This window comes from Streptomyces sp. NPDC002181, assembly GCF_042890485.1.
Lineage (GTDB): Bacteria > Actinomycetota > Actinomycetes > Streptomycetales > Streptomycetaceae > Streptomyces.
In genome coordinates this window covers 1-12,894 of the sequence record NZ_JBIASC010000020.1, presented here as the reverse complement: position 1 = coordinate 12,894, position 12,894 = coordinate 1, and the positions used below count along the sequence as shown (strand labels likewise).

Genomic DNA, 12,894 nt, shown 5'->3' with positions numbered 1-12,894 from the left:
TAGGCAGGGGAGGGATTGGCTGCCGCGATGGCATTCAATCACTTACCGGCAGGCGCGCACGACGCCTTCCGACCATTGTCCCGCACGCCGGTGACACACTCGGTTCCAATGGCCAATACTCACCGTCCCGGTCGGCCCACGGCACCCGAGGACCCTCGACCCACTCCCGGCACGGTCCTGGACCGGCTCTCACGGGGGCCTTCTCGAGCTGCGCGCATCACCCATACGGAGCACTTGCCCCCTCGGGAGGGTCGTCATGCAGTCTGGCCCGACCGCATCCGAACGGATGTCGTAGCCGCGATCCAGGCGGCGGGCATCGAACATCCGTGGGAACACCAGGCCGCGGCCGCCGAGCACGCCCTGGACGGCCACTCGGTGGTCGTCGCCACCGGCACCGCCTCCGGCAAGTCGCTGGCCTACCTGGCGCCCGTGCTCTCCGCCCTCGCGGACGGCGCCGAGGCCCCGAACGGACGCGGGGCCACCGCCCTCTACCTGGCCCCGACCAAGGCGCTGGCGGCCGACCAGCGGCGCGCCGTACGGGAGCTGGCCGCGCCCCTCGGCAACGCGGTCCGGCCCGCCGTCTACGACGGCGACACGCCGGTCGAGGAACGCGAATGGGTGCGCCAGTACGCGAACTACGTGCTCACCAACCCCGACATGCTGCACCGGGGGATCCTGCCCGCCCACCCCCGCTGGTCCTCCTTCCTGCGCGCGCTGCGCTACGTGGTCATCGACGAGTGCCACACCTACCGGGGCGTTTTCGGCTCCCACGTGGCCCAGGTGCTGCGCCGCCTGCGGCGGCTGTGCGCCCGCTACGGCGCCGATCCGGTCTTCCTCCTGGCCTCGGCCACCGCGAGCGACCCGGCGGCCGCCGCGTCCCGGCTGACGGGCATGCCCGTCCTGGAGGTCGCCGACGACGCCTCCCCGCGCGGCGAGGTCGTCTTCGCCCTGTGGGAGCCCCCGCTGACCGAGCTGCGGGGCGAGAAGGGCGCGCCGGTGCGCCGCACCGCCACTGCGGAGACCGCCGACCTGCTGACCGACCTGGTCGTCCAGGGGGTCCGTACGGTCGCCTTCGTCCGCTCCCGGCGCGGCGCGGAGCTGATCTCGGTGATCGCCCAGGAGCGGCTGGCCGAGGTGGACCGGTCCCTGCCCCGGCGGGTCGCGGCCTACCGGGGCGGCTACCTGCCCGAGGAGCGCCGGGCGCTGGAGCGGGCCCTGCACTCCGGCGAGCTGCTCGGCCTGGCCGCCACCACGGCCCTGGAGCTGGGCGTGGACGTCTCGGGCCTGGACGCCGTCCTGATCACCGGGTACCCGGGCACCCGGGCCTCCCTGTGGCAGCAGGCGGGCCGGGCCGGGCGCTCGGGCCGGGGCGCCCTGGCCGTGCTGATCGCCCGGGACGACCCCCTGGACACCTATCTCGTCCACCATCCGGAGGCCCTGTTCCGCCGGCCGGTGGAGGCCACGGTCCTGGATCCGGACAACCCGTACGTCCTCGCCCCGCACCTGTGCGCGGCCGCCGCCGAGCTCCCGCTGACGGAGGTGGACCTCGCCCTGTTCGGTCCGGCGGCCGCGGAGCTCATCCCGCAGCTGGAGACGGCCAAACTGCTGCGCCGCCGGGCGTCGGGCTGGCACTGGACCCGCCGGGAGAGGGCCTCGGACCTGACAGACATCCGGGGGGAGGGCGGCCGCCCCGTGCAGATCGTCGAGGCGGCCACGGGGCGCCTGCTGGGCACGGTCGACGAGTCTGCGGCCCACACCGCCGTCCACGACGGGGCCGTCCACCTCCACCAGGGCCGCACCTATCTGGTGAAGCACCTGGACCTGGAGGACTCGGTGGCCCTGGTCGAGGAGTCCAGCCCGCCGTTCTCGACGACCGCGCGCGACACCACCGCCATCTCCGTCCTGGAGACCGAGACCGAGATCCCCTGGGGCCCGGCGCGGCTCTGTTTCGGCTCGGTCGAGGTGACCAACCAGGTCGTCTCGTACCTGCGCCGCAAGCTGATCACCGGTGAGGTGCTCGGCGAGGCCAAGCTGGACCTGCCGCCCCGCACCCTGCGCACCCGGGCCGTGTGGTGGACCGTGACCGAGGACCAGCTCGACGAGGCCCGGATCAACCCGGAGATCCTCGGCGGCGCCCTGCACGCCGCCGAGCACGCCTCCATCGGCCTGCTCCCGCTGTTCGCCACCTGCGACCGCTGGGACATCGGCGGGGTCTCCGTCCCGCTGCATCCCGACACGCTCCTGCCGACCGTGTTCGTCTACGACGGCCACCCCGGCGGCGCCGGATTCGCGGAGCGGGCCTTCCACACGGCCCGAGCCTGGCTGACGGCCACCCGCGACGCCATCGCCGCCTGCGAATGCGAGGCCGGCTGCCCGTCCTGCATCCAGTCCCCCAAGTGCGGCAACGGCAACGACCCCCTCCACAAGCGCGGCGCGATCCGCCTCCTGACCCGTCTCCTGGCCGAGGCCCCGCCCGCCTGACGCCCGTACGGGGAGCCCAGGCCGGCCGGGGCCGGCTCCGGCCGGGCCCTCCCGGCCGGAGCCCGCACGGCCCGCACGGGCCGCCGCAGGAGCCGTACGGGCCCCGGACCCACCGGGGCCGGACACGGGCGGACCCGCGCGGGCGCGGATCGCCGGGGTGAACGGGCCGGTCGCGGGGCGGGCCGACACCTCGACGACCTCGCCCTGGACGACGCAGGCGGTCACCGCCGCGCCCTGGGCCCCCGCGACCCGGCGCGCCGCCGCGCAGGCGGCTTCCGGGCCGTGGGTCCAGGTCGCGGCCGCCGCGAGGGCGCCCAGGTCGGCGGCGGCCGCCGCCCGGTGCCGGGCCACGACGGCCTGGCCGAGCAGCAGCACCCCGCCGAACACCGCCCCCAGCACCGTCGCCACCAGCGCCGCCCACACCGTCGCCGACCCCCGGTCCCGGCTCATGGCGGCGGCCCCACGCTGTCCTCGGCCAGGGCCACCGCCTGAGCGCCGAGCCGCACCGGCAGCCCGCCCGGGCCCGGGGCCGGCGCGGAGACCCGGACCCGCCACAGGTCCCCCTCCCGCTCCAGCCCCACCCGCGCCCCCGGCGGGGCGGCCGCCCGGGCCGCCGCCTCCGCCACGCCCGGCGGCTCCGAGCGGGCCGCCGCCCGGGCTCCGGCCCGGGCCGCGTCCACGCACCGGATCTGCCCGGCCGCCGCCATCAGCGCCCACACCAGCAGTGCCGCGAAGAGCACCAGGGCGGGAATCACCAGGGCGGCCTCCGCCGTCACATATCCCCGGTCGCCCGGCCCCCGGCGCTTTCCCTCAGAACGGCACATCGAGTGCCTTCCCGATGGTCGACTGAAGTGCCGTCGAGACCGCGTCACTCGTCACCACCTTGTACAGAACGGCAGCGAATGCACAGGCCGCGATCGTGCCCATGGCGTATTCAGAAGGAATCCCTGCTTAGTTGCCGTGTCGCATAGGACGTCAGTCCATTCGTTGCAGATCTTCGAAAACCGTTGCATCGAAGTGTGTCGGATACGTAGCCTCCAAGCGTGCATCTGACCTTCTTCAGCTCAAATAACTGGGCCTCATGGGGCCTTGGTAGGCGGCCATTAATTCCGGATGGCATGCCCGTACTCATTGATGACGATCTGCTTCTGGAGGAGGACGGGATTTTGCGGCCGGCGGCGGTTGCGAATCTGTGGCTGCGGGAGCTTCCGGTCAGCGGGGCTCCGGGGCGTCTGACGTGGAAGACGTACGCCCATGCCCTACGCAGTTGGCTGGAGTTCCTTGCCGAGCGGGGCGTCAATCCGTTCAGTGACCGCGATGAGTTGCGGTCAGCACTGAGCGCCTTCTCTGAGTACCGATTCTCCGGCCCGTTGGCTGCCCGGTGGGATGAGGGCACGTGGGACCTCAACGTGAACACGGTGGCCCGCTTCTACGCCTGGGCGGTTGACCAGGGCTTTTGCTCCGCACAGCCGTTCACGTATGCCGTGGTCAGGCGGTACACGGAGGCCGGAGTACAGCAGACGCGCCGGAACACCGCGACCCTTCGGCGGGCGAAGGCCCACTCCAAGGTGAAGTACCTCGATGCCGACTTCCGGCGGCTGTTTCTGCAGGGTTTGGGTGGTCTCGGTCCGGACGGCGAACCTGACGGCTTCCGGGGGCGTCACCTCGGGCGCAACGCCGCCATGGGGCGGCTGGTGATCTCAAGCGGTCTACGCGCTCAGGAGTTCACCCACCTGCTGACGTACGAGCTTCCGGGACTTCCGCCGCGCCGCAGTACGGTACCGGTCCGATTCCCGCTGGCCGCTCAGATCACGAAGGGCAAGAAGGCCCGTGAGACCTGGGTGAGTTACGAAGCCCTGGAGGAGTTCTGGCAGTACATCGAGCTGGACAGGGCTGCTGTCCTGCTCGGGCGCGAGTACGTCCCAGATCAGCGGCTGGGACCTCGCCTGGTCATCTCGGCGCCGGACTGGGAGGGAGCGAAGATCGATGGCCGGCGGGTGTCGTGGCGGAAGCTGACGCCGGAAGAGCGGTTGCAGCTAGTGACGCCAGAGGGAACTCCCGCGATCAACGCGGTTCAGTCCAACGGCAGCCCGTTCACTGACTGGGCGACGACGTTCCGCCGCACATCCGTGCGCATCCGGCGCGACTTCGAGCCTCGCTTCCCGACGGTGGGCCCGCACTTGCTCCGGCACACCTTCGCCATGGCCACCCTGGAGAAGCTGGTCAAGGGCCACTACGCGCGGGCCGCAGCTCTGATCGCCGACGTGGACGAGGACGCGGCACTCGCGCTCTACCTGACCAAGCAGGACCCGATGCTGGTGCTGCGTGACCTGCTCGGGCACGCGAGCGTGACGACGACGGAAATCTACCTCCAGCGTCTCGATGTCCATCGGGTCTACCGGGACTTCTACCGCGGGGCCAACAAATACGACGGGGAATCGGCGGCGGAGGCCGCCGCCGAGTTCGATGACGAAGGAGATGACGCAGCATGGTGACCCGGATCGAGCACGATCCGTTGCGAGTTGAGTGCATCTTCCCCAACCGCACCGCGTGGACAGCCATGCTGGACAAGACGCCGAACCCCAGGCTCACGGAGGACCTCGCGCTCGGCATGGTCCAGCTGATCCACCCACTGGGTGACGTCAGCCGTCGCATCGGCGCGGTCCAGTACGCCTCCACGATTCGGCGGATGGTTGACGAACTCCACGACACCGGCTTCCGTGGCGGCGTGGAGGAACTGACCAAGCCGCTCATGCTGCGGTACTGGATGTCCGCCACCGGCACTCGCGTCCAGCGGACACGCAAGCTGCTGCAGGGGTGTGGAGAGCGGGTGGAGCCCGCTCTGCGGAAGCATCTGGCCGGGCGGCCGGTCAAGCAGCCCGTTGGTGGAAGTCCGCTTGACCCGTACACCGATGACGAGTGGCGCCAGCTCGAGTCGCGCTTGCGGGCGCGGGTCAAGGGGATGCTGGCCAATCACCGAGAGGCCGTGGCCCTGGCATGCCTCGGCCCGGATCCTTCCAGTGGCGGGCTGAACCGCCAGAACTTCGCCGTTCTTCTTCTGGACCAGGGGCCCCTGAAGGTCAAGGATGCGGCGGCCGTGCTGGGCGTGACACGCGATGCCTTCCGAGACGGAGTGGGTGCCCAGTACATCGCTGTGCGTTCGGCGCTGTTCCCGTCGGTCCGTGCGGCGTACACGGTACGAACCTTGTTCGGCGTCTACAGCGGGGTGGTACCGGACGGTGTTCGGGGCCTTGGCCTGGAGGACTTCACCTGGGCCGGCGACCGCACGCTTCTGATGGACTACATGAAGAACCGTCGCGGCCCGGAAGGTGTCAGCCTTCCCTCCCGAGCCATCCGACTGCTGGACGCGTGGCTGGAATTGGTGGAGCCACTGAGGAAGTTCGCTCCACCGGAGTGCACTGAGCACGTGTGGATCAGCCTGAACAGTGAGTCCCTTCCAGACCAGCCCGGCAGCAGGCTTGGTGTGCTCTCGCCCATCAGCTCGCACGCGAGCGGCAAGAAGGCTCGCAAGGAAGTCGCCGCGGAACTCGACCTGCGAACGGATGACGGTGATCGGCTGATACTCCACGCCGGGCGGATCCGTACGACCTATCACAACATGCTCGCCCGTCGGGGCTGGACCGGACGCACCAGGATTGACCCCAACCACTCAACGACCGTGGAGGGCAGCCACTACGTCTCTACCACCACGCCGGCGCAGGCCGAGTCGGTAGAGGCGATCATCGAGGACGCTCAGGGCGACATTCTTCGGCGTTCACGTCCTCCGGTCGTGCTTGATGAGGAAGAGGCGGCGCAGTTCGCGGCCGCGGTGCCGAAGGAGTTGGCCCGGCTGGGTCTGGACGAAGGCGCCATGGCCGAGTTGCTCGGCGGCGAGATGGACGTCTTCACCGCCGCATGCTCGAACCAGCTCGCCGGCCTGCACGGGCCGAAGGGCAAGCCATGCCCCGCACGGCCCTGGGTGTGCCTGCTCTGTCCGCTGTCGGTGTTCCTCCCCCGACATGCGCCGAATCTGCTGCGGCTGAAGGCGTACTTCGCCCGGCAGTCCCGGCAGATGACCATTGACCAGTTCCTCGCTGTCTTCGCCCCGTACGCGGACCGGCTCGACCACGAGATCCTGCCCCGGTTCCAGCCCCAGGTACTGCAAGCAGCATCCACCGAAGTCCACGACATCGATGCCGAGCTCCCGCTGCGGCCCGAGGAGATGAGCCTGTGAACGCCTCACGCGGTGCTGTCGTGGAAATGCCCGCCGGGCCCATACCGGCGCAGTGGGCCGCGGCCTCGCCGTTCGCCGGACTGGACGTTTGCCGTTCAGCGGGCTGGGAGGTCGTGCCCGGCGGGCCCAGACCGAACTTCGATGAGGATTTCTGGGACCTGACCGGGGTGCGGGACATGCCCAAGAGCGCCAGGTCCAACACCAGACGGCTGGATTTCCGCACGATCATCGACCCAGCGTTCCGGCTCACGGCGAAGGAGTACATCTTCGCCCTGGCCGTCCCCGATCACGAGCTCGTCCTGGCAATCCCGGACGCCGCCCGCACCGCCTACAAGCCGACCAGCTGCTTCAACATCTGCGTGCAGTTGGTTCGGTGGCTGAACTTCCTGACCGCCCAGGGCCTGGCTGATCTCACCGCGGTGATGCAGGAACACTGCGACGTCTACCGTGTGATGCGCCTGAAGCGCACGCATCCAACCCGTGGAATGGGGCCGATCAGCGCTGGCACGATGCTCACCATCCTGCAGCCCGTTCGGAACCTGGGCTACTACCAAGAGCTGTTCAGCAAGACCTCATACCGGCCGGGGTTCGTGCCGTGGCCTGGGCTCGCTCTCACGGACGTGGCGGGCTGGAAGAACAAGCAGGAGAACTCCGTGCCAGCCGTGGCCGAGGAGGTTTTCCAGCCGACCGTCGCTGCCGCTCTCTACCTCACCGAGACGCTTAGCCCCCTGGTCGCCGCCGAGTTCGAACGGCTCCTCAACGAGGTTGAGACCCGGTCCTCGTCCACCATGCGGAGCATCTCGCGCACGACCGGTGCGACGTTCTCCCAGATCGTCGACTCCTACGTACGCCGGGGGCAGCCGTTGCCGGAGCTGGATGGCCGCCTGCTGGCCAAACGCATCGGCGAAGGGGCGGATCCGGAGGATCCGCTGGTCCGCGTCCATGTGAGTCGGCTTATCAACGAGCGGACGAACTACTCCGCCTTCCCCTACCGGCTGGTCGAATCTGTTCGTCCGATGCTCGAGGACGCCGTCACGAAGGTCGGGATTGCGGGTGGCTTCGCACGGGATGCGCCCTGCATCCCCCGGTACGGCGATGAGACGCCAGTGCCGTGGACCATGCCGTTGACCGGGCAGCAGCTGCGGGACCTGGCATTCCTGGTCTTGGCCGCCTGCCGCGTCCTCGTCGCCTCGATCAGCGGGATGCGGGCCAGCGAACTCGACGAGCTCACACCACTCTCTCCGCAGGACCCGGTCACCGTCTCCGGAGACACCCAGCGGTTCCGGCTCAAGTCCCGGCTGATCAAGGGCCATGATCTGGGCGGTGTCCCGGCAGAGTGGGTGGTCCTCGAGCCGGCCTATCGCGCCGTGCAGCTGGCCGCCCGCCTCAATCAGGCCGCCGCCGACGGGCAGGTCTTCCCCATGTCCCCCACTGACTTCCTCCACGGACGTCTCCGCGACTGGGTCAACAGTCCCGAGGGCCAGCGGCTGGGCCTGGCCCCGATTCCCGCGGGTCCTGTCAACGGGCGGATGCTCCGGCGCACCCTTGCCCTGACCTTGGCCCACCGTCCCGGCGGTCTCCTCGCTGCCAAGATCCATCTCAAGCACGTGTCGGTGGTCACCACAGAGGGGTACGCCCACAAGCCCGGCGGCTCCCAGGGATCCCTCCTCGCGGAAGTCGAGCGAGCGCAAGAACAGCATCACCTCGAACTGACGGAAGCCGCATACCGCGACTACCGGAACGGGAACGTGCCGGCGGGCCCGGGGGCACGGGATCTGATCAAGGCGTTCGAGCACATCGACGATGTCCTCCAGGAACATCAACCGGGGCCCGCGGCCGTTCTCGACAACGACCGTCGTCTCGAGATGCTGCTCAAGCAACGGGCCAAGAGCCTGCACGTGCAGACAGCGAACTACTGCTGGTTCCAGGACCCCTCAAGGGCCCTGTGCCTCAAGCTCGCCGGGACGCCGAACGCGACCAAGCCTCTGGCCGGGTTGTGCGACTCGGCCCGATGCCCGCAGGCCACCCACCATCCGTGCCACCTGCCCGTGTGGCAGAACACTGCAGCCAGCAACACCGTCTTCCTGGACAACCCCCGGTTCCCGAAGGCCGAGAAGGCACGGCTGCGGCCCGAACTCGAGCGGGCCCAGCAGATCGTGAACGAGATCACCGCGGCCAACACCAGACTCGGAGAGCAATGAGATGCCCCGCATCACCGAAGACACCCGCAACCGCAACGAGGCATCCATCCGAGCTGCAATGGATCGACTGCTGACCGGAGACCTGCCGCCCGGCGGAAAGTGCGACATCAAGACCCTCGCAGACCAGGCCGGAGTCAGCCGCACCGCGTTTTACCCCAAGAAGAACCGCGACGGAACCGTCCGCTCCGGCCCCTACCAGCACCTCGGTGAAGAGTTCGAGCGCCGGCTGCGGGCCCTGCAGCAGGCTGGGCAGATCACCGACCCGCGGGCGGCACAGATCGAACGCCTCAAAGCCCAGGTCACCGATCTCCAGGACCGGGTCGCCAAGCGGGACGAGGCCCTGGCCGATCTGACCGAGTTCAAGAAGCTGGCCGTCTCCCGGATCGCCGCCCAGCATGCTGAGATCGAACGGCTTCGATCCCAGGTCGCGGATGCTGGCAACGTCCGTTCCCTCCCGGCTTCCCGAAGCCGGACGCCCGGATAGGGGCCGGGACTTGAACAGAATAAGGGCGAGGCCGAAAGAAGATCCACTTACCTGCCGCCAAGCCTTAGCGATCATCCTGTGAGCTAGAGAGGACTGTGCATTGAACGAGAATCCGACATTCAACCAGGAATTAACACAAGGTACGGTCACTCGCATTCTCTGGGAAAAAGTCTCAGGGCTTCAGCTAGAAGAACTACTCTACGGACTGTTGGACGCCATGGGTGCAAATCGACTTGTTTGGCGCGCGGGTAGCACCAGCGGCATCACCGCCTCAGACGGTGGCCGAGACCTCGAGGCAGTCTTTGACCGCCCAGGCCCCGATGGGGAACTGGACCGTCAGACCTGGTGGACTGAATGTAAGGGCAGGTCCAGTACCGTTGAACGTGGAGCGGTTCAGCAAGCCGTTCTAGACGCAAGTGCCCGAGCTGAACTGGATGTACTCGTGGTTGCTACCAATAGCAGGTTCAGCAACCCAACGCGCGACTGGGTGGATGAACGGACTCGAGCGTTTGCGCGTCCCATGGTGAGACTTTGGGATCGAGATCAGCTCGACCGTCTCGTGCAGCGCTATCCAACCGTGGCCGCCCGCTACCTGCCCAATTCCCTTTCTGACGAAGAACGCCTCCGCATGCTAGTTATGCGATTCCAGGAGCTGGGCGAGGAGCCCACCGCCCTCGATCTTCAGTTTTTTTGGAAGCGGCGGGATTGGCTTACCGTACTGGAATCTTCGCTGCTCTCAGAAGCAGTGGCGATGTTTCTCTATGCCGAGGGAATCCAGATCCCCCGCCAGCGCCCCTGGTGGCAGCTACTCACAGAACCAGACACTCCGGCCGCACTGGTGACAGCCCTTGTTAACCTGCCTAGCTGGCTAGGGAAAGCAGACATGGCACGCCCTCTAGAATCAATGCGAGTCTGGGCTGCTTCGAGTCGCATCCTAAACGCATCCCTACTTCTCCTGCCAGAGGATTTGGCGGCTCCACTCACTTGCGACATCTGGGAGTTCGTTACTGGCGGTGAAGAAATTAAAGAGGATTCGCAGCAGCTACAACTGTGGCACGACTCTGTTTTGATCCCAGCACTGGCATTTGCTCGTAACGATCTGCTCGAGCCGTGCGCACAGGATTGCTCTCGCGTCACTGCTGACAGCCCGCACGAGGTCAATAGCCTTGGGGGCGTGGAGGTCTGGGATCTACTCGTGGCCGGCGGACAGAAGGAACCTGATTCGTTCCTGGTTATCGAGTCGCTGGGCGAACCGTGCACCGTCGGCGCCGATGTGTCGGATGGATGCCCCCTGGTCGTTTCGAATAAAGTGACTCCGGAGAACATTGTCCAATCACTTCAGCGCGTGCTGAAGTTCCGAAAAGAAACCCCAGACGGTGCTGCCGATAAGAATCGGCCTGACAGTGGCGGAGGTGTGATCTTCACGGTGTTGGAGAATCACGGGATGGCATGGCGTTCCAATCGGCATGGAGATGAAGCAGGCTGAGTGGTCGAGTGCGGAGCGGCTTCTACTCCTGCCCCGGACTGGGCTGGGCAGAGGATGCAGAAGTGACAGAGCCCCGGCCGTGTGACCTGTCGCGAGGACGGCCAGGGACGGTTCCGGGGCTGTGATGCAGGTGGTGATCAGCGAAGGGCGTCGGAGATGCGGTGTCGCAGTTGCGGATCCGCGATGGTGTCGAGCTCGCGCCAGGTGGCGTCGGAGACCTCTTCGGTCTGGAGATCACCGATGTCGGCGGTGGTGCGGAACAGGAACCGGAAGTCGAAGTGCTGGTGGGCTGGCTCGTCCTTGGCGGGGTTGGCGTCGATGGGGTGGACGTCGACGTGGAGGGGGGTCTCGCAGTGTGGGGTGACCACGTGGGGCGGAATACCGGTCTCCTCGGTGAGTTCACGACCGGCGGCCTGGAGGAGGGTGTCGTCGTTCGGCTCGATGTGGCCACCGGGCAGCAGCCACTTGCCGGTGACGTTGTGAAGAATGTGCAGGATCCGGCCGTCGGCGCGGACGAGGATCGCGCCGGCAGTCACGTGTCCGGGCGAGGCCTTGCGGCTGGTGAGGTCGTCGCCGTCGTCGAGGAGACCGAGGATGACCTCATGTTCGCGCTTGCTCTCGGGGTACTGGTCGAGGTAAGCGGTGAGGGTGGTGCGGATGTGGTCGGCTGTGATGGTCATGGTGATCACCTGTTGAAGTAGTTGAGCCAGGTCGCCGCGATGGCGGCGCGGTCGGCCGGGGGGACCTCGTGGATGCCGGGGGCGAGGTCTCCACGGGTGAGCATCCTGATCGCGGCGAGGATCTCGGCCTGGATCAGGAAGATGAACGGCCCAACGCTGGCGCCGTGGATGAAGTTGACGGCGTTGCCACCGTTCGCCAGATAGAAGTAATGGCCGGTGGTCTGGTAGCGGGTGACGTGGTCGCCGACGGTGGTGCGGGTGTAGACGTCCGGCAGTCCGTTCAGGTCCAGCTCGTCCTCGCTGCTGGTGACAGTGGCGATGTAGGCGCCGTTACGGAGGTGGGCGAAGTCCTCGCCCCGCAGGGAGATCGCGCCGGTCGCGCAAAGGACCAGGCCGGCGCCAGTCAGGGCGGCTTCACGGCTGCGGGCGACGGTGAAGCCCTGGGAGAGAGCCTGGGTGCGGCGGACGGGGTCGATGTCGAAGACGGTGACCTGAATGCCTTTGGCGTGCAGGAGCCGGGCGATGGAGGAGCCGAGTTTGCCGAAGCCGAGAACGAGGGCGGGCCGGCCGTGGAGGATGTCGCCGCATCCGCGGATGACGGCCTCGGTGGAGAAGACGACGGATTGGCCGACGAGGAAGTCCTCGGGGTCCTTCAGGGGCGACCGGGCCACCGAGACGACGGGGCAGGGCAGTTTGTTGAGGTCCTCGTAGCGGCGGTGGCCGTTCTCGGTGTCCTCGATCACCCCGGCGATCCTGCCTGTGAAGCGGCTGTCCACTGCCTCGAGGGTGGGGGCGAAGTATCCGCCAACGTCCAGCAGGGCGAGGGTTTCGCCGGCGGCCCGGGACTCGAGGTAGTCCAGGGCGGAGTCGGGGTCGGTGAACAGGCCGCGGGTCAGGGCATCGACCGGGACTGTGTGCTCGACCTCGCGCTGGGCAGCAGCGCTGATGGACTTGGGCTTGGGCAGCACTGCCTTCAGCGTGGTCATCTGGGCGACCGCGCGGACGAAGGAGGGCCGCTCGGGCAGCAGGTGCGTGACCAGGAACGATGCTGGCCGATCGTCCGGGGTGAACTGGGCCGCGACCTTGGAGAAGTATGCGTCCAGCCGTGCGCGTTCGAAGGTTTCCATGGCAGTGACCTCTCGTGGCGAGATGGGGGCCGTGCATGGGGTGCAGGAACATTCGGGGGCGTAATACAAGGCCGCATAGATGCCTTCAGGGGCATATGTGGCGTTAGGTGTCGGCGTACGAGCTAAGCTCCCCAGTCGCGTACGGATGAACGTCCCCAGCTCCGTCGCGGGAAGCAGCACGGCTGAGGAACCTGGTTGAGA

9 protein-coding genes and 2 pseudogenes are annotated in these 12,894 nt (G+C 67.8%); 6 read left to right on the top strand and 5 right to left on the bottom strand.

What is annotated here, in order from left to right; genetic code table 11:
- Nucleotides 1–27 precede the first annotated feature (27 nt).
- Nucleotides 28–2,481 (top strand): DEAD/DEAH box helicase, encoded by a 2,454-nt coding sequence (locus ACFYXV_RS32375; protein ID WP_385468571.1) that lies wholly within the window; start codon nt 28–30, stop codon nt 2,479–2,481.
- Nucleotides 2,482–2,670: 189 nt separating this feature from the next.
- On the opposite strand, the pseudogene ACFYXV_RS32370 reads toward ACFYXV_RS32375, so the two are convergent.
- The 3 genes and pseudogenes from ACFYXV_RS32370 to ACFYXV_RS32360 all read right to left on the bottom strand — a co-directional run.
- Nucleotides 2,671–2,931, bottom strand: a pseudogene (locus ACFYXV_RS32370) (Rv3654c family TadE-like protein); the annotation flags it as partial.
- Entirely contained in the window at nt 2,928–3,305 is a 378-nt protein-coding gene (locus tag ACFYXV_RS32365; RefSeq protein ID WP_385468568.1) for a TadE family type IV pilus minor pilin, read from the bottom strand. The gene ACFYXV_RS32365 and the pseudogene ACFYXV_RS32370, both read right to left, overlap by 4 nt.
- A pseudogene (locus ACFYXV_RS32360) lies at nt 3,292–3,420 on the bottom strand (DUF4244 domain-containing protein); the annotation flags it as partial. The pseudogene ACFYXV_RS32360 and the gene ACFYXV_RS32365, both read right to left, overlap by 14 nt.
- A gap of 104 nt (nt 3,421–3,524) precedes the next feature.
- On the opposite strand from ACFYXV_RS32360, the gene ACFYXV_RS32355 reads away from it, so the two are divergent.
- The 5 genes from ACFYXV_RS32355 (at nt 3,525) to ACFYXV_RS32335 (ending at nt 10,886) form a co-directional block, all read left to right on the top strand.
- Complete coding sequence (locus ACFYXV_RS32355; protein WP_389384847.1) at nt 3,525–4,976, top strand: site-specific integrase; 1,452 nt, start codon at nt 3,525–3,527, stop codon at nt 4,974–4,976.
- The gene (locus ACFYXV_RS32350; RefSeq protein WP_389384846.1) at nt 4,970–6,715 is read left to right on the top strand and encodes a hypothetical protein; all 1,746 of its coding nucleotides are present in this window, start codon (nt 4,970–4,972) and stop codon (nt 6,713–6,715) included. The genes ACFYXV_RS32355 and ACFYXV_RS32350 overlap by 7 nt, the downstream gene beginning before the upstream one ends.
- Entirely contained in the window at nt 6,712–8,916 is a 2,205-nt protein-coding gene (locus tag ACFYXV_RS32345) for a hypothetical protein (RefSeq protein ID WP_389384845.1), read from the top strand. The genes ACFYXV_RS32350 and ACFYXV_RS32345 overlap by 4 nt, the downstream gene beginning before the upstream one ends.
- 1 nt (nt 8,917) lies before the next feature.
- A complete protein-coding gene (locus ACFYXV_RS32340) occupies nt 8,918–9,400 on the top strand; it encodes a hypothetical protein (protein ID WP_389384844.1) in 483 nt (160 codons plus the stop codon).
- Between the two features lie 100 nt (nt 9,401–9,500).
- The gene (locus tag ACFYXV_RS32335; protein WP_389384843.1) at nt 9,501–10,886 is read left to right on the top strand and encodes a restriction endonuclease; all 1,386 of its coding nucleotides are present in this window, start codon (nt 9,501–9,503) and stop codon (nt 10,884–10,886) included.
- 137 nt (nt 10,887–11,023) lie between these two features.
- Here ACFYXV_RS32335 and ACFYXV_RS32330 read toward each other — a convergent pair whose 3' ends face one another.
- Both ACFYXV_RS32330 and ACFYXV_RS32325 read right to left on the bottom strand, forming a co-directional pair.
- Nucleotides 11,024–11,566, bottom strand: a complete 543-nt coding sequence (locus ACFYXV_RS32330; RefSeq protein WP_389384842.1) for an NUDIX hydrolase — start codon at nt 11,564–11,566, stop codon at nt 11,024–11,026.
- A gap of 5 nt (nt 11,567–11,571) precedes the next feature.
- A complete protein-coding gene (locus ACFYXV_RS32325; RefSeq protein ID WP_389384841.1) occupies nt 11,572–12,693 on the bottom strand; it encodes an adenosylhomocysteinase in 1,122 nt (373 codons plus the stop codon).
- Nucleotides 12,694–12,894 lie beyond the last annotated feature (201 nt).